Raw genomic sequence first — 17,459 nt, 5'->3', positions numbered from 1 at the left:
GGTGGGGGCAGTCGACGGGGTGGGGCGGCGGTCGGCCAATTGCGAACTCTCCTCCGCGGTACAGTGCAAACGTTCGACGGCCGCCTACAGTTCTATCACGGCCACTGCGGCACGGCCTCGGTCAACGTTGACATCGTATGCATGTCGGCATTGTTCAGCTTGTCTCAGGTGGCCGCGTCTCGCAAATCTCTAATATGCTGGTAGACGGTGGCACGTCCCATCCCCAACACATTCGCGACGTAGTTTGCAGCGCTTTTCCCCTTGAACGCCCCTTCTTCCCACAACGCTTCGACGATCTCGCGACGATGGTCGCGAGTCAGCGAATTTAGAGCCAACTGACGCTCCTGGAGCCACGTGTGAAGGAACGTGTTGATGCGTTCCTGCCAGTCGTCCTTGAACAGTTCCTCAGGCTGTTTCACCACGCCTGCGCCGGAGATCACACGATCAATCACATGTTTGATGTCTTCGAAGACGGCGATGTTGTAATTCACGCACATCACGCCGAAAGCGCTGGCGGTATCGTCGAACAACACCGTGCTGACGCACCGCATCCGCCTTCCATCCCAGTTGACTTTTTCATACGGCCCTATCGTACCGGACTGCGCGGAGTGGTCGATCTCTTCCAGAGCGGAGTCGTCGCCGAGTTCCCGTTTCGACAGATTATTGGCGATATAGGCAATCGTTTGACTTTGCAGGTCATGAATCACGATTTCGACGTAAGGGAAAAACAGCAGCGCAATGCCGTCGGCGACACGGCTGTAGCGATCCAGAAGTAGTCGGCGTGCGGCCGTTGTCTTGGGCTTTCGCATAGGGTAGATGCTTGCAGCTTTCTGAAAGTCCACCTGGGTGGGTGGTTTAGAAGGTCGGGAAATGCCCGGCATTTTGCCACGAGCGAAGCGGTACTTCTGCTCGACGACACGACGACCCGGACGCGAAGCGACTGTCTCGGCTCGCCTGGAGGTCGAGCACCGCGGCGTCCCGGCGAACAGCCTTTACATTGCTCCGGCGGCAGGGCGTGATCGGCAGGATCGCGGCGATCGCTTACATGCCTGTTCGAGCAGTCAGATGTTTGAACAGCGCATAGGCAATCGCAACGTCTTCAAGACCCAGCCCGATCGAGCGGAAAAACGCATGCTTTCGATAGGACGGTTTGATCGCTTCGCCGCACATCAGTTCGGCAAGATCGCCCCGCACGGCTTCGGGACGCCAGCCGTGGTGTTCCGAAGCCAGCTTCATCTCGCCCGCACTGGCTGGGGTGGTGCGGCGGTAGTCGCAATAGACGTCCATGTCGGCAAGCCATGCGGGCGGAATCTCGTGAGCGTTTGCCACGTTGGTGCTGATGGACGTAATGAGCGCTGGCTTGCGGAGCATATTGTCGTGCAGCACCGGGGTGCCGGACGAGGTACACAGTGCAACGACGTCAGCGTCCGCGACACAGTCTTCGATCCTGGAGCAAATGGAGACTCTTTCATCTATCGCCGCGACCTGCGCGCGCTTTTCCGTGTCGTTCGCAAGCCCGGGCGAAAACACCTGAATGGATTGCCACGGCCGCACCGACGCCAGATGCCGCAAATGAGCCTGTCCCACCGCACCCGCGCCGACAATCGCAAGTCGGCTAGCATGATCGGCAGCGAGATGCTGTACCGCGAGTGCGGTCGCCCCGGCGGTGCGCTCGATCGTCAGCAGACCTGAGTCACACCACATCAGCGGTTGCCCCGTTTCCATCGACATCAATGCCGTCCACGCGGTAATGATCGGCTTCGCCTGCGTGACGATGTACGGCGACAGCTTCGCGCCGAATACCTTCGCGTCCGCCATCACGCCCAGATAGGTGATGAAGTCGCCGGCGTCTTGCGGAAACAGCGTCAGCGTCTGCGGCGGTTGCGCCGCCACGTTGCTTCCGAGCGCAAGAAACATCTGCGCCAATGCGCCGCGCACGTCGAGGTGCGGTAGCGCTTCGCGAACGGCGTGCTGATCGACGATCAGGGGCAACCCTTTTTCTGACTGGTTCATTGAACTGCGCTCCAAAACGTTGCCGGGGTTCGGCGGTGAGGCGATTCTAAGTCAAACAGTCCAATCTGGACATTAATTATGAAAATTGCTTGCTTTTATATTTGTCCAGAATAGACTGTCGATCCAGAGCAGATGTGAGGCCAACGTGTCGGCGAGCCTCATGCGATGCCTCGGAGCGGGTCGGCCTACCGTCGCGCATGTCCTCAACTGTCGTCGCCCAAACACCCAGGGGATCTCTCATGTTTCGGAAGCTTCAACTTTCACTTATCGTCGCCGCTGCGTTGGCGGGCTCGCTCGGGGCCGTCGGCGCGCAGGCTCAGGACACCTTGCGCTTCGGCATCGAGGCAGCCTACCCGCCGTTCGAAAGCAAGGCGCCGAGCGGGCAATTGCAGGGCTTCGACGTCGACGTCGGCAATGCCGTTTGCACGAAGCTCGGCGTGAAGTGCGTGTGGGTCGAAAACGCGTTTGACGGACTGATTCCCGCATTGGAGGCCCGCAAATTCGACGTGATCAATTCCGCGATGAACATCACGGAGAAGCGCCGTCAGTCGATCGAATTCACGAAGCCAATCTACATCGTGCCGATCGTGATGGTGGCCCGGCGCGGCTCCGGCCTGCTGCCCGACGTGAAAAGTCTCCAGGGTAAACGGGTGGGCGTATTGCAGGGGTCGTCCCAGGAGGATTTCCTCAAAGCTCACTGGGCGAATGCCGGCGTAACGGTCGTTTCGTACCAGGACCAGGATCAGGTCTATGCCGACCTGGTTGGTGGGCGCCTCGACGCCGCCGTTCAGGAAGCGCAAACTGCGCAGGACGGTTTCCTCGGCAAGCCCGCGGGTCACGAGTATGCGATCGTAGGCAAGCCGCTCAGCGATCCCGCAACGCTCGGCGAGGGCACCGGCTGGGGTATGCGCAAGGCCGACAAGGCGCTGGTCGCGAAAGTCAATGCCGCGCTCGACGCGCTGAAGAAAGACGGCACATTGAGCAGTCTTTCGCGGAAGTATTTCAACAGCGACATTATCTCGAAGTAACGGATCCACGAGCCGGCGCCAGAGGTTTCGCACCGGCTTGCCGCCCAAAATGCGGCAGCCGGGCGTCCAGTCCTGACAGAAAAAGCGAAGCGAGTTTATGGATTTCGATGTGATAGTGCTGGGCGCCGGGATTGTCGGCGTATCGTCCGCGCTGCAGTTGCAGGACCGCGGCCGCCGGGTGGCACTGGTGGACCGGCGCGCTCCAGGCGAAGAGACCAGCTTCGGCAACGCGGGGCTGCTTGAAAGCTCCTCGGTCGTTCCGTACGGTTTTCCGCGCGATTTCGGCACGTTGCTGCGCTATGCGAAGAATCGATCGACCGACCTGTACTGGGACTACCGGGCGTTGCCGCACTTTGCGAGCTGGCTGGCGCGCTTCTGGTGGGAGTCGTCGCCCGAGCGATTGATGGCCGCCGCGCGCGACATGTTGCCGTTGATCCGGCAAAGCGTTGCGGAACATGATCGGCTCATTGAGCGCGCGCAACTCGGTCATCTCGTTCGCGACAGCGGCTGGATCGACGCCTATCGCACCCCGGCGGAATTTTCGCGGCAGGCGGCGGCCGCCGCAACGACTGCCAGGACCTATGGCTTGCGGCTCGCGGTGCTGGATTCGGCGGCGCTGGCCGTGCGCGAGCCGGGCCTCGCGGACAGCTTTTGTGGCGCGCTGCATTGGCAGGACCCGAAGAGCATCGTCAATCCCGGAGCCCTGACCAAAGGTTATGCGGGTCTTTTCGAAGCAGGCGGCGGGACGGTGTTCGCCGGCGACGCCGCCACGCTCACGGCGCAAGCGGGCGCGTGGACGGTTCAGACAGTGTCGGGCCGGATCAGCGCGAAAGAGGTCGTGGTGGCACTCGGTTCATGGTCTGACCGCGTCTTCGCGCCGCTTGGTTACCGCATTCCTTTGCGCACGAAGCGCGGCTATCACATGCACTACCGTCCCACTCGGCAGATGCTGTCGATGCCGTTCGTCGACGCGGAGCAGGGCTACGTGGTGGCACCGATGGAAGGACGCCTGCGGCTGACCACGGGGGTCGAGATCGCACTGCGTGACGCCAGGCCGACGGGTGTCCAGCTCGAACGCGCGGAGCGCACCGCCCGGCCGAGCTTCGGTCTGGGTGAGCGACTCGACGCGAGTCCGTGGCTCGGCCTGCGTCCTTGCACGCCAGACATGCGTCCAGTCATTGGGCGCGCGCCGCTTCATCCCGGGTTGTGGTTTGCATTCGGTCATGCCCACCACGGCCTGACCCTGGGGCCCGTGACCGGGCGATTGCTGGCGGAGATGATGACCGGGACACCGACCTGTGCGGATGCGCGTCCGTTTCGCGCTGAACGGTTCCGTAGTTAGCGGTGGGGGCGGCCGGCCCCAAAGATCTGGGTGGGCGGCCTACGATCGACTTTTGTGGAGGTCGATGGGCCGCGAACGCTGGAGTTCCGACGCCCCGCCTATGTGTGTTCTTTCCCTGATCGGGACCACACAGACACTGTGACCGCTGGGACCGTGAATGGCTGCTAAGCATTCGGCAGCAGACAAGGACGGTAGAACTTGCGACCGTCCGGCATGGGTCGAGTCCGGCCAACCGCGTCGGGCAGCAAGTCGGCCAGGACCAGTTAGTCGACGCCAGTTCCCAGATTCGCCGGTCAGAAAGTAGCTGCCATCCTCCCCCACAAACAAGAAAGATAACCAAAACCGCAACCCTCACCATCGAACGGTCCGGCCACGATAGTCGAGATACTCAAGCCCAGGGCGCCCCAGCTTGGCCAGAAGCACATCCACGACGCCTGGAACGCTTTCCTCGATCGACAGTCGCCCCTCGGGCCCGCCCAGGTCGGTACGCACCCAGCCGGGCGCCATCAGCAGCATGGCCCGCGACGTGTGCGCGTGACGCGCGGCAAAGCTGCGCATGAACTGGTTCAGTGCTGCCTTCGTACCACGGTAAAGCTCGCGCTGGCCGGATTCGTTGTCAGCGATACTGCCTTGCCCGGACGACATGATCCCGATCAGGCCGTCCGGCCTAACCAGGTCAGAGAGGCTTTCGACCACCCGCATCGGGCTGAGTGCGTTGGTAATCATGAGGTCCACGAAATCTTCCGTCGACACTTCGCCGATGGTCTGCGTCGGATCAGGATTGGTGGTGCCAGCATTGACGAACAGTACGTCGAATAGCCGGCCGGACAAACGCTCGCGTAATGCCCGGAGCTGATCTGGCCGCGTGATGTCGAGCGTTTCGATGTCGACCCGGCCTGGCTGCGCATCGGCGAGCTCGTGCAGGAGCGTTCTCCCGCCATCGGCACGCACGGTACCGACAACGTGCCAGCCCTTCTTCACGAACTCCACAGCCATCGCGTGGCCGAGACCGCGCGAAGCGCCGATGAGCAGGACGGTGGATGTGTGGACAGAGGTGCGGTGCATGATGTTCTCCTTTTCTCGGCAACGGATTCCATGAATTGTCGAGAGAGCCGCCGATTTGCACCAGACGCCCAGCCTGCAATCCTCGATTGCGCCAAACGCCATACGAGCTGGGTTTTCGATTATTCTGGGGAGATGACACGCATCGACCTGAACCTGCTGACTGCACTGGATGCATTGCTGAGCGAACGTAGCGTGACGGGCGCTGCCCGGCGCCTGAACCTCAGCGTCTCTGCGATGAGCCGCACGCTGACGCGCCTGCGCTCAGCGACCGGTGATCGCTTGCTGCTTCAGGCCGGACGCATGCTGGTGCTGACGCCTTACGCCGAACAACTGAGCCAGCGTATTCCCGCGCTGGTCCGCGAAGCGGAGGCCGCGCTGAGTCGCGCCGAGCATCGGTTCGACATCTCCGCCCTTGAACAATGCTTTACGCTGCGAGCCGGCGAAGGTTTCATCGACCTGCTTGGCGCGGCCTTGATGGAGCGGGTCCACCTCGCGGCACCCGCTGTGCGGATTCGCTTTGCGCTCAAGCAGGACTGGAACGCGCAACCGCTGAGGGAGGGCATGATCGACCTGGAGATCGGTATCGTCAGGACATCAGCCCCCGAAGTACGAACGCGTTTGCTATTTCGCGATCGCTATGTCGGCGTATGCCGCGTCGGACATCCGCTGCTGGACGATGGAGGGATCAGCGTAGAGCAATGGACCGAATTCGGCCATGTGATGATCTCGCGTACCGGCGAAGCGGAAAGCTCTATCGACACGACCCTGGAACGACAAGGCATGCGACGAAAGCTATTGATGGTGGTGCCGTCCTATACCAGCGCCATGCAGTTGGCGCGTCGTTCGGACTTGCTCGCCGTCGTTCCGCGTTCCTGTCTCGGCAATGCGTTTATTCCGGATTACGCGACCGCCAACGGTTTGCAGTGCTTCGAGCTTCCACTATCCACATCCGCTTTCAACATCTCGGCGATCTGGCATCCGCGCCTCGATCACGATCCGGCTCATCGCTGGTTTCGCGGCCAGGTGCTGGATCTGTGTTCGGCCGCCTATCCGCCGGACCCATCGGCAGATTCGCCACCGCTGCGTCGTTAGCCCGGTCCGCCGCGCAAACATACGGAGCGTTTTTTTGACGCTGTTTCACCAGCACTCCGCGCGATAGTTCTCGCAGGGACGTTCGACAAAGCCCTGTAGATCGTCAACAATGCCGTGGCTACCGCAACACATCAATTGCATTCGGTCTGGAGCAACGGATCACGTCTTTGATTTCCTTCCGGGTCGATATCAGGATTCACCTATGTCCCGTGCCGAACGTCTCCTTCAACTCCTTCAGGTGTTACGTCGTTATCGACGCCCCGTGAGCGCCCAAACGCTCGCTGATGAACTCGGGGTGAGCGCCCGCACGCTGTATCGGGACATCGCCAGTTTGCGGGCCCAGGGAGCAATGATCGAAGGGGAACCAGGCGTTGGCTACGTGATGAAGCCGGGCTTCATGCTTCCACCCATCATGTTCCGCTTGGAGGAACTCGATGCGTTGGTGCTTGGAATGCGCTGGGTGGCCGACCGCGGCGACAAGACGCTTTCGGCCGGCGCGTTAAGCACGCTGGCAAAAATAGCCGCTGTACTGCCCGCTGAACTGCGCCGCGAACTTCACGAATCGTCGCTGCTGGTCGGCGCGCCGCGGACGCGACCTGCTCACACGATCTCGCCGGACCTGCTGCGTGCCGCGGTGCGCGCGGAGCAGAAGCTCGAAATTACTTACGTGGACGGCAGCGGCGTTCAATCGCGGCGCGTCGTTTGGCCTTTTGCGCTGGTGTATTTCGACCAGGCTCGAGTGCTGATGTGTTGGTGCGAACTTCGAACTGAATTTCGCAATTTTCGTTCGGATCGGATCTTGAGCGTGGAACAAAAGCCGGAGCGCTACCCCAAGAGGCGTTCCACACTGCTTCGAGAGTGGCGCAAGTTCAACGAGGTCGCGAGTCGCACCATACTGCCAGAATCTGACAGTATCGCCCATTAGACTGAAGCTCTTTTTCTGGCAAAAGGAGCTCAACATGAAGTTTGCATCCGTACGACTGGTTACCTCCGATTTCGAACGACTGGTCGACTTCTATCAGAGGCTTTCCGGGATCAAAGCTGAACGGCTGGCCGACGGGTTTGCCGAAATGCGATTCCCGAACTCAACACTCGCAATTTCATCGGAGAACCTGATCAAGCTTTTCAATGTCGGCGCTGCCACTTCCGCCGCCAATCGATCGGCAATCCTGGAGTTTGAAGTGGAGGATGTGGACCTCGTGTGCGAACAGATGCAAGCTTTCGGTACAGCCGTCGTGATGCCGACGACATTGATGCCGTGGGGCAATCGCTCGCTGCTCCTACGCGACCCGGATGGAAATCTCGTGAATATTTTTTCCAGGCCTGGGCGTTGAGAAGGCCTGCGGTCACCGCGGCCCACTGCCTCCACTTCGTTCAATCCAGGCGATCGATACGTTTTCATAACCGTACCGTCATGCTCAGCCATGGCGGACTTCCATCGTGTACAGGCCGCTTCATGCTCACGGAGCAGGGTGGCCGATCTCCAGGATGATCTTTCCCACACTCTGATTCGACTCCATCCGGCGATGCGCATCGCCGGCCTTGTCCAGCGGAAAAACGCTGTCGATGACTGGCCGGATACTGCCTTCTTCAAAGCAGCCAAGCCAGCGATCGCTGAAGCGCTTCACCATTTCCCGCTTCTCGTCCGGTGTGCGCGACTTCATGACCGTACCGATTACTTTCAGATGGCCGTACAGGATCCGCTCCAATGGCACCGCGGCGCCGGTGCTGCCTCCGAGTGTGCCCACCTGGATCAGGCGCCCGCCATTGGCCAGCGCATGAATGTTGCGTTCAAAGTACGGCGCACCGACGAAATCCACGATGACGTCGATCCCTTTTCCACCGGTTGCGTCGGCGACGACGGCAGCGTAGTCCTGCTGCTTGTAGTCGATCGGCACATCCGCTCCGAGGTCGCGAAGTTGCGGTAGTTTGCTGGCGCTCGCGGTCACGAATACTTCGGCGCCCGCAGCGGTCGCCAGTTGCACGGCAGCGGTGCCCACGCCGCTTGCCGCAGCGTGGATCAGTACTCGCTCGCCGGCTTGCAACTGCGCCAGATGGAATAACGCTTCGTGCGCCGTTATGAATACCTCGGGGATCGCGGCGGCTTCGACAAAGCTGAATCCCTTGGGAATCCGCATTGCCATGCGGTGGTCGATGCGGGCCAGTTCGGCGTATGCGCCGCCACCGACGATACCCATGACACGGTCCCCAGGCGCAAAGCCCTGGACCTCGCTGCCAATGCCTATCACTTCACCGGCGATTTCGAGGCCCATCACATCGGAGTCACCGAAATACGCGCGCCCATAGGCTCCCGTACGCTGAATGATATCCGCGCGATTCACGCCGGCGGCATGGTTGCGTACAAGCAGGTCATTCGGACGGATCTGCGGCTCCGCTGTGTCCACCAGTTGAAGAACATCGGCGGCGCCAAATGACTTGAATCCAATCGCTTTCATACAGACTCCAGAGAAAGATCGGGCTGAGCCGAGCCCGATCGGAGAGGGCAGTATAGGCATGCGTGGATTCGCCAGATACATGCACCTTTCCTTCTCTGAACTGCATTTTTGCATCACTGCGTATGCAAAGTACTGCGCGATCTATTCCGGCACAGTCCCTATACTCGCTCGGCGTTTCCACGAGTATTGCCGAACAGACTCGTTCACATCTGATGCCACCCACTTTCGTACTTCAAGAAAAATGAAAAAGGTCAAACGTTCTTTCCTTCGTCTCGTCTCCGCTCTGACGCTCGGCCTTGCGATGCTCGGCTCGCCCGTCGGTCCAGTCGCGCTGGCCGCCGCTCCGATTGTGCAAACGCAAGGGCCGGGCTACTACCGGACGATGATCGGGGACTATGAAGTCACGGCGCTTCTCGACGGCACGCATGCGTTTCCTGTCGATACCGTCGTGGAAGGGATGCCGAAGGATCAAATGCACGAATACCTGGAGCAGGACTTCCTGAAGCTGCCGGTGCAGGGCTCCATTAACGCGTTCCTCGTCAATACCGGCTCGAAGCTCGTGCTGATCGATGCGGGCGCGGGGTCGTTATATGGCGACTGCTGTGGCCGCCTGATCGAGCACCTTCGCGCAGCGGGGTATCGTCCGGAGCAGGTCGACGAGATCTATCTCACGCACATGCACATGGACCATATCGGCGGGGTCAGCGCCAACGGAAAAGCGTTGTTCCCCAACGCCGTCCTGCACGCAAACCGCGTGGAAGCCGGCTATTGGCTGAACGCAGAAAACAAGGCGAAAGCGCCTGCATTCCTCGCGCCGTTCTTTGACGATGCGGTCGCGGCCGTCGCTCCGTACCAGGCGGCGCATCGCTTCCAGACGTTTGCCGGCGACACCGAGGTCGTACCGGGCATCACCGCAATCCAGACTCCCGGCCACACGCCGGGGCACGTGTCCTACGTGGTGAAGCGAAACGGGCAAACGCTGATTGTCTGGGGCGACATTGTCCACGTCGCGGCGCTCCAGCTTCGCGAGCCGGAAATTACCGTCAAGTACGACAGCGATGCCGGCGCCGCCAAGCAAGCGCGCAAACGTGTATTCGACGACGCCGTGCGTGACCGGACGATGATCGCTGCGGCCCATATCGCTTTCCCCGGCCTCGGCCACTTGCGCCGAAGCGGCGAACGGTTCGAGTGGGTGCCGCTCAACTATGAAGGCGATGTCGGGCAAGACGTCGGCAAGTGATCGCTTCATCCGGGCTGCGTCTGTAGTTTCCCGCTCTGGGCGTCGGACGAGCACGCTCCCTTCTGATTCTTCTTTCCGGTAGTTCTCCCTCGGACGCAGCGGCCACTTTGTCGGCCGCTGCGTTCTTCACGTGTGCGCACGTCAATTCTTCGATATGCAAAGCAAACATGCCCTACATCACAACCACTGACGGAACCCGGCTCTTCTACAAGGATTGGGGCGCTGGCCGCCCGGTCGTTCTCTCCCACGGCTGGCCGTCGAATGCCGACGCCTGGGATGCGCAGATGATCGCGCTGGTGCAAAGCGGGTTCCGCGTCGTCGCACACGATCGGCGCGGACACGGACGTTCGGATCAGCCGTCGAACGGCAACGACATCGACACTTATGCCGACGACCTTGCCGCGCTGATGAACACGCTCGATCTGAAAAATGCCACCCTGGTAGGACATTCGATCGGCGGCGGCGAGGTCGTACGCTACATCAGCCGGCACGGCAGCGAACGCGTCGCAAGAGCCGTGTTGATCGCCGCGCCGGTCCCGCTGATGGCAAAGACCGGTGCGAATCCGACCGGCGTCCCGCTGGAGATCTTCGACGGTATCCGCAAGGCGCTCGCGGAGAACCGGTCGCAGTTCTTCAGGGATCTGGCCGTCCCGTTCTTCGGCTTCAATCGGCCCGGGACGGCGTCGTCTCAAAGCGTGATCGACGCGTTCTGGGCGCAGGGGATGACTGGCGGCATCCTCGCGCAGCACGCGTGCATTCGCGAGTTCTCCGAAGTCGACTTCACGGAGGATCTGAAGCGGCTCACCGTCCCCACGCTGCTACTGCATGGCGATGACGATCAGAATGTGCCGGTGCAGATGTCTTCGCGCCCGGCCGCCTCGCTGGTCCCGAATGCGGAACTGAAGGTGTACGCCGGCGGATCTCATGGCCTGATTGCGACGCATGCGAGCCAGCTCAATGAAGACCTTGTAGCGTTCATCAATTCATAAACGCATCGTTGCCCAGCGCCGCTGACGCGCTGGGCAACCGTGCGGTGCGCGTGTTTGTCCGCGCTCCCGGCGGGTCGGTTTTACATCTGCGCTAACAGGCAGGGCGGTTAGAGCGCAGGTTGCCTGGAACGCCCGAGGTACGCTTCGGGAACGACGAGTTCCGAACCGAGAGCCACGAGCAGAAAGCCCAGCGCGATCGCAAACAGAAGCCGATGGGCGCCGCCGCTGGCCGTGAAGATTGCGGAGTACGCATAGCCAGCGATGGCCTGGCACGTGGCGAAGCTGACGGTTGCCCGGCTCCACGCTTCGCTTTGGCGATGATGATCGTGAATGCGCTCATGCACGCGAGCCAGGGCGAGCGGAACGATGCCGGGCGGAAACGTTCCGATGATCGCCGTCGCCATCGCCAGCCATACGAGGTTCGACGCGTAGGCCATCACGCCGACGGCAAGCGCCTGGGCGATCAAGGCGACCCGCAGCGCGCGGCGCGCGCCCAGCCGATCGGCAAGCCAACCGTAGACCGGTGGGCCGACAATCGCACCGCCGCCATAGACCACCCAGATCAGCGCACCCATATGGGCGCCCGCTCCCAGTCCCCGCGCAACGAAGTCGACGAGGAACACCATGGTGGGCACGAGAGCCATCGCCATCAGACCGTATTGCGCATAGAGCAACAGCACGCCACGGTCCACGCGAGTCGCGACAGCGGTCGATTGGGCGCCGTGGTCGGCCACTGCGCCGGCCTGTCCGCGAGGCCACGCTGACCACGTCGTCGCGGTCAGTACCGCGGCAATGACGGCGAGCCCGAGCCACGTCGTACGCAGACCGGACTGCAGCAGCAGCGGAACGATCGTCCCCGAACCCGCAATACCGATCCCGATGCCCAGGAAGATCGCACCGCTCGCGACGCCGCGCCGCTCGCGCGGGACGTGAGGCAAAATCGCGCCCGGCGCCAGGACCATGATGGCGCCCCCGGCCACGCCCGACGCGAGCCGCCAGACGAAGTACCAGGCAACCGACAACGGCCACGCGCAGGCCGCGAATGCCAGCGTCACGACCACCATCATCAGACGCAAGGTGGCAACGCTGGACAAGCGTCTGGACAGCGGGTGTCCGATGAGCGCGCCTAACAGATAGCCGGCAAGATTCGCCGCGGCAAGGAAGACGACGTTCGAGGCCGAGAACCATCTCGCGTCGATCAGCGCGGGCACGAGCGGTGTGTACGCGAAGCGGGCCAGTCCGATACTGACAAGACTGGCCGCGAATCCCGCGAAGATGTACCACCGCGTGCGCGGCGGCGAAACCGCATTGAGTGTGGAAGCAGAAAAATTGTTCATGGCGTATGCACCGTAGAAGCGCAGCCGGTCGATCCGGTCTGTCGTGCATACGAGTGTAGGGACGCTTGCGTCGACATCGATGCTGCAATTTGCCGTGCGGGCTATGCATTTGTGCAGCGCCCGGCCGCGGGGCTTAGTGCTGACGCTCCTGAAACTCGTCGACGAGCGTATCGATCATCGCGCGCACGCGGGCGGTGTGCCGAAGATCCTGGTGCGTGACCAGCCAGACTTCATAGTGCCCCGCACGCGCTTTCTCCGGCCAGATGCGCTGCAGTCCGTCGCGCTCCGCCAGCGGCAGCGGAACCTCGCCGATGGCCATGCCGGCTTTGATCATGGTCCGCAGCATCAGACTCGAATTCACCGCGCTGACGAGCCGCCCCCCGTGGATAGGCTCTCCGACCAGCGTCGGCGCGGCACTGCCGGTCAGATAGGGCTGGTACATGACGAGGTCATGCCCCCCGAACGCTTCATTGCGCGTGGGCTCGCCGCGCTCGGCAAGGTAAGCCGGCGACGCGAAAAGACCCACCGTCCAGCGGGCCAGACGCCTCGCCACCAGATCCGGGTTCTCCGGCTTCATGTTGCGTATTGCGATATCGGCCTCGCGGCGCGCGAGGTTCAGCATCTGCGTGGAAGTATTCAGAATCACGCTGACGTCCGGATGCGCGGCATGCAGGCGTGCCATCGCCGGGATCACAAATTGCAGCGCGAGCGAATCGGTCGTGGTGACCTTGACCTCGCCCGCCAGCCGGCTATCGGCACCCTGCGCCTGGCGAATCAGCGCATTGGCGGACTTCTCCATTTGCTCGGCGGAGCGCAGCGCGTTCTCTCCAGCGGGAGTCAGCACATAGCCTTCGGAAGTGCGTAGAAACAGCGTGGCGCCCAGCGCGTGCTCCAGTGCCGCCAGGCGGCGGCCTACCGTTGCCTGATCGACGCCCGCCACGCGCGCGGCCCGGCGCAGCGTGCGCTCACGCTGAAGCGCGAGAAATATTCTTGTGTCGTCCCAGTTCACTCGAAAAATCCATGATTCGTGATGGCGATGTCGGAACTGGCTGCGGACCGTCTTAGGCTGGCGCGAATGCGCTTCGCCGCCGGTGTCGAGAGTGATCGTGACGACGCGGGGAATGGTCCCGTCACCTTGCGTTCCAAACGAGTTGCGCAAGGATACAGGATTGGGCTGTCACGTCGATACGGTGCGATCCGTCCGCTACTCCACCGCATTGCCTTTCCCGCCCACCATCACCGAAGCGAGCAGCGCCAGCAGACTATCGATATTGACCGGCTTCACGAAGTGATAATCGAAGCCCGCCGCCTGTGCGCGCAACCGGTCCTCGGTCTGCCCATAACCGGTAATCGCGATCAGCAACGGCTTCGTGTCGCCTTTGCGGCGCAGCTGCTTTGCGAGTTCATAGCCGTCGATATCCGGCAAACCGATATCGAGCAATGCGACATCGGGCGCGAACGGCGGCGCGACATCGAGCGCTTCGGCCGACGAATAAGCGACCCGCGCCGCGTGTCCTTCCGATTCGCACAACATCGCGAGCGAATCGGCGGCGTCGCGATTGTCGTCGACGACCAGCATGCGCAACACGCTGCGTGCGGGCCCCGGCGCGGGCTCCGACAGCGCGACCGCCGCATGGCGCTGCTGGTGATGCAGACGCGGCAGGCTGACCGTCACCGTGGTGCCGAGATGGGGGCCGTCGCTGTGCACCGCGATCGTGCCGTTGTGCATCTCGACCAGCTTCTTGACCAGCGACAAGCCGATGCCCAGGCCGCCGCTCGCCCGATCGAGCGTGCGCTCGCCCTGCGAGAACAGCTCGAACACCTTCGGCAGCAGCTCGGCCGAAATGCCGGTGCCGGTATCCCGCGTGACGATGTACACCGATTCGTCGTCGGCTTCGACGCTGACCGTGATCCGGCCGTTCTCCGGCGTGTACTTGCTCGCGTTGTTCAGGATGTTGACGAAGATCTGCGCGATCCGCGTGATGTCGCCGTTCACCCAGGTGGTCGGATCGCAGACGTTCACCTGCAACTGCTGTTGCCGTGCTTCGGCCATTGGCGCGATTGCCTCGACCGCGTGATAGACGGCGGTGCCGACCAGCACCGGTTCGAGTTGCAGCACGATGCGCCCGTGTGTGATGCGCGACACCTCCAGCAGATCGTCGACGATGCGCGTCATATGCTCGACCTGGCGGCGCATCAGATCGATCAGCTCGGGTGCGGGCGCTTGCGCTTCGGGCTGCTTGTCGAGCAGCGCGAGCGCCGTGCGCAGCGGCGCGAGCGGGTTGCGCAGCTCGTGCGCGAGCATCGCCAGAAACTCGTCCTTGCGGCGGTCGGTCTCGCGCAGCATCAGTTCGAGCTGCTTGCGCTGGGTGATGTCGATCACGCTCGCGATGATCCGCAACGGCTTGCCGTCCGCGCTTCGCTGCAGCAGCGCGCTGCCTTGCATCCACAGTTCGCCGGCCGCGCGCGGCACGCGGAATTCGAAATTCGCGCCGGGGTCGCCGCCGGCGGCGAGCGTGTTCAGATAACGTTCGAGCGTCGCGCGGTCGTCGGGGTGCAGACGGCGCAGCGCGTCGTCATAGGTCAACGGACGGTTGGCCGGCGCCGCGGCGCCGCCTTCGACCGACAGCGTGCCGCTCGCGAGGTCGAGCGTGACGATGTACATGCGCGCGGCCTGCATCGCGACCGACAGGCGCAGGTTGCGCGCTTCGATTGCCGCCTGCGCTTCGTGCCTGGCGGTCACGTCGGTGGTCGTGCCGAACCATTCCTGCAGTTTGCCGTGGCCGTCGAACAGCGGCACCGCCTGCGCGTTGACCATCCGGTACTGGCCGTCGTGACGGCGCATGCGGAACTGGCTGGAGCTGGGCTGGCCGCGCCGCAGCACTTCGAGCCACGTTTGCCGCGCGCTGTCGCGGTCGTCCGGATGCACGTAGTCGAGCCAGCCCCAGTCCGATAGATGGACGACCTCGTCGCCGGTGAAGCGGCTCCAGTCGTCGCCGCTCGCGCGAATGTCGCCGTTCGGCGCGGCCGACCACACCAGCGCGCCGGTCGATTCGACCAGCGCCCGGTAACGCCGCTCGCTCAGACTCAACTGCTGTTCGGCGGCGCGCTGCTTGCTGATATCGAAGCTCACGCCGTACACATGCGCGAGCGTGCCGTGAGCGTCGAACTCGGCGTGGCCGCGCATGCGCAGCCAGCGCGGCGCGCTCGCGCCGTCGTCGAGCACGAAATCGAGTTCGAACGGGCCGCCGTGTTGCAGCGCTTCGTCGAGCTTCTGTTCGAACAGCTCGCGATACTCGGGCTCGACCCGGTCCCACAGATCGGACAGGCCGATCGCGTCGGTGCCGGGCGGAAAGCCGTACAGATAAGCGAGCTGCGAGGTCATCCGAACCACGCGGTTCTTCATGTCCCATTCCCACGCACCCATGCGCGCGCCCTGGAACGCGGCCTTCAGACGGCGCTCGCTCGCTTCGTACATCGCCCATGCGTGACGGGCTTCGTGGATGTCGGTGGCGACGCCCATCGTGTCGCCGATGCGGCCGTTCGCGTCGAGCTGCGCCTGCAGATGCAGCGTGTGCCAGCGATACGTGCCGTCCGCGCGCAGCAGCCGTACTTCGACATTGCCGAGCAGCGTGCCGTCGCGCATCTGCCGGACCGCATCGAGTACCGGTTCGATGTCGCCGGGATGAACGAAGATTTTCCAGTGCAGCCCGGCGAGTTCGGCGGCGGGGCGGCCGAGATAACGCGCGGTCCACGGGTTCGCGTAGCGGATCACGCCGTCGCGGTCGGCGCGCCAGACGAACGAAGGCAGGAAGTGAGCGGGATCGTGCATAGCGTGCTGGCGCCGGCCTCCCTGCGGACAGGCGGCCAGATGAGCTGGCGCCGCCGGCATGGTGTGCACGGTCTCGTTAGTTGGGCTCGAAAGCCGTAGCCGATGTTTTACCGTGCGGACGATGATGCGGCAAGCATGCAGTGAGCCAAACAGTCGCTATCTGACGACAAGCGTGGGCCGCTTCATTGGGTTTGCGGCTCGTTTTGTTTGTGCGGCGGTGCGCAGGCGAGGGGCCTCAGGTAGCCGCTACCGCTCCAAATCATTGATCGGGATGACGAACTTACGTCGGCGTGTAAAAAGAACCGGTCGCGCGTGCCGGTTCGGGCTCTGAGTAGGGTAATGCGCTGATGAGGCGCATCCGCGTTTTAGCGGAGCGCCCCGACTGCAACTTCGTGACGCGCGTCAGCCGTACACCGGGAAACGGGCGGTCAATTCCGCGACCTTCGCTTTCACGCGTTCGATCGTCGCCGGGTCTTCCGGGCTCTCGAGTACTTCGGCGATCAGGTTGCCGACCACCTCGGCTTCCTTCACGCCGAAGCCGCGGGTGGTCATCGCCGGCGAGCCGAGGCGGATGCCCGAGGTCACGAACGGCTTTTCCGGATCGTTCGGAATCGCGTTCTTGTTGACCGTGATGTGAGCCGCGCCGAGCGCAGCTTCCGCTGCCTTGCCGGTGATCTTCTTCGCGCGCAGGTCGACCAGCATCACGTGGCTTTCGGTGCGGCCCGAGACGATGCGCAGACCGCGCTTGACCAGCGTTTCGGCGAGCACGCGCGCGTTTTCGATCACGCGCTGCTGGTATTCCTTGAATTCCGGCGACAGCGCTTCCTTGAACGCGACCGCCTTGCCGGCGATCACATGCATCAGCGGACCGCCCTGAATGCCCGGGAAAATCGCCGAGTTGATCTGCTTCTCGAACTCGGCCTTCATCAGGATCACGCCGCCGCGCGGGCCGCGCAGGCTCTTGTGCGTGGTGGTGGTGACGAAGTCGGCGTGCGGCACCGGGTTCGGGTAGACGCCGGCGGCGATCAGGCCCGCGTAGTGCGCCATGTCGACCATGAAGTACGC

The 17,459-nt window shown here is 62.8% G+C and carries 15 protein-coding genes; 7 read left to right on the top strand and 8 right to left on the bottom strand.

The window, feature by feature from the left end; genetic code table 11:
- Positions 1 to 164: 164 nt before the first annotated feature.
- Both BTH42_RS28785 and BTH42_RS28780 read right to left on the bottom strand, forming a co-directional pair.
- The gene (locus tag BTH42_RS28785; RefSeq protein WP_075304581.1) at positions 165 to 809 is read right to left on the bottom strand and encodes a transcriptional regulator; all 645 of its coding nucleotides are present in this window, start codon (positions 807 to 809) and stop codon (positions 165 to 167) included.
- A gap of 232 nt (positions 810 to 1,041) precedes the next feature.
- A complete protein-coding gene (locus tag BTH42_RS28780) occupies positions 1,042 to 2,013 on the bottom strand; it encodes an ornithine cyclodeaminase family protein (protein WP_075304580.1) in 972 nt (323 codons plus the stop codon).
- A 239-nt stretch (positions 2,014 to 2,252) separates the two neighbouring features.
- Here BTH42_RS28780 and BTH42_RS28775 point away from each other — a divergent pair, with 239 nt between their 5' ends.
- Together BTH42_RS28775 and BTH42_RS28770 are read left to right on the top strand one after the other, a co-directional pair.
- The gene (locus BTH42_RS28775) at positions 2,253 to 3,041 is read left to right on the top strand and encodes an ABC transporter substrate-binding protein (RefSeq protein WP_075304579.1); all 789 of its coding nucleotides are present in this window, start codon (positions 2,253 to 2,255) and stop codon (positions 3,039 to 3,041) included.
- Between the two features lie 97 nt (positions 3,042 to 3,138).
- Entirely contained in the window at positions 3,139 to 4,383 is a 1,245-nt protein-coding gene (locus BTH42_RS28770) for an FAD-binding oxidoreductase (RefSeq protein ID WP_075304578.1), read from the top strand.
- Between the two features lie 351 nt (positions 4,384 to 4,734).
- On the opposite strand, the gene BTH42_RS28765 is transcribed toward BTH42_RS28770, so the two are convergent.
- Positions 4,735 to 5,448 carry an SDR family NAD(P)-dependent oxidoreductase gene (locus BTH42_RS28765; RefSeq protein WP_075304582.1) on the bottom strand — a complete coding sequence of 238 codons (714 nt, stop codon included), beginning with the start codon at positions 5,446 to 5,448 and terminating at the stop codon, positions 4,735 to 4,737.
- Between the two features lie 132 nt (positions 5,449 to 5,580).
- Between BTH42_RS28765 and BTH42_RS28760 the strand changes: the two genes are divergently transcribed.
- The 3 genes from BTH42_RS28760 (at position 5,581) to BTH42_RS28750 (ending at position 7,874) form a co-directional block, all read left to right on the top strand.
- Positions 5,581 to 6,540, top strand: coding sequence for a LysR family transcriptional regulator (locus BTH42_RS28760; RefSeq protein ID WP_075304577.1), 960 nt, complete (start codon positions 5,581 to 5,583; stop codon positions 6,538 to 6,540).
- A gap of 202 nt (positions 6,541 to 6,742) precedes the next feature.
- The gene (locus BTH42_RS28755; RefSeq protein ID WP_075304576.1) at positions 6,743 to 7,465 is read left to right on the top strand and encodes a YafY family protein; all 723 of its coding nucleotides are present in this window, start codon (positions 6,743 to 6,745) and stop codon (positions 7,463 to 7,465) included.
- 34 nt (positions 7,466 to 7,499) lie between these two features.
- A complete protein-coding gene (locus tag BTH42_RS28750; RefSeq protein WP_075304575.1) occupies positions 7,500 to 7,874 on the top strand; it encodes a VOC family protein in 375 nt (124 codons plus the stop codon).
- Positions 7,875 to 8,000: 126 nt separating this feature from the next.
- On the opposite strand, the gene BTH42_RS28745 is transcribed toward BTH42_RS28750, so the two are convergent.
- A complete protein-coding gene (locus tag BTH42_RS28745; protein ID WP_075304574.1) occupies positions 8,001 to 8,996 on the bottom strand; it encodes an NAD(P)H-quinone oxidoreductase in 996 nt (331 codons plus the stop codon).
- A gap of 241 nt (positions 8,997 to 9,237) precedes the next feature.
- Here BTH42_RS28745 and BTH42_RS28740 point away from each other — a divergent pair, with 241 nt between their 5' ends.
- Complete coding sequence (locus BTH42_RS28740) at positions 9,238 to 10,236, top strand: MBL fold metallo-hydrolase (RefSeq protein ID WP_075304573.1); 999 nt, start codon at positions 9,238 to 9,240, stop codon at positions 10,234 to 10,236.
- 167 nt (positions 10,237 to 10,403) lie between these two features.
- Positions 10,404 to 11,225 (top strand): alpha/beta fold hydrolase, encoded by an 822-nt coding sequence (locus BTH42_RS28735; protein ID WP_075304572.1) that lies wholly within the window; start codon positions 10,404 to 10,406, stop codon positions 11,223 to 11,225.
- Between the two features lie 107 nt (positions 11,226 to 11,332).
- Here the strand turns inward: BTH42_RS28735 and BTH42_RS28730 are convergent, their stop codons facing one another.
- The 4 genes from BTH42_RS28730 to BTH42_RS28715 form a co-directional block, all read right to left on the bottom strand.
- Positions 11,333 to 12,562, bottom strand: a complete 1,230-nt coding sequence (locus BTH42_RS28730) for a YbfB/YjiJ family MFS transporter (protein WP_075304571.1) — start codon at positions 12,560 to 12,562, stop codon at positions 11,333 to 11,335.
- A 133-nt stretch (positions 12,563 to 12,695) separates the two neighbouring features.
- Positions 12,696 to 13,571: a LysR family transcriptional regulator gene (locus BTH42_RS28725; protein WP_075304570.1), complete on the bottom strand. Its 876-nt coding sequence runs from the start codon at positions 13,569 to 13,571 to the stop codon at positions 12,696 to 12,698.
- A gap of 195 nt (positions 13,572 to 13,766) precedes the next feature.
- Positions 13,767 to 16,394: a PAS domain-containing protein gene (locus BTH42_RS28720; protein WP_075304569.1), complete on the bottom strand. Its 2,628-nt coding sequence runs from the start codon at positions 16,392 to 16,394 to the stop codon at positions 13,767 to 13,769.
- A 402-nt stretch (positions 16,395 to 16,796) separates the two neighbouring features.
- A partial coding sequence (locus tag BTH42_RS28715) for a serine hydroxymethyltransferase (protein ID WP_143752243.1) occupies positions 16,797 to 17,459 on the bottom strand: 663 nt, incomplete at its 5' end.

This window comes from Burkholderia sp. SRS-W-2-2016 (assembly GCF_001931485.1).
In the GTDB taxonomy this organism is placed as follows: domain Bacteria; phylum Pseudomonadota; class Gammaproteobacteria; order Burkholderiales; family Burkholderiaceae; genus Paraburkholderia.
Note: the sequence above shows the minus strand (reverse complement) of the source record. Positions and strands in the feature narration are given on the sequence as shown.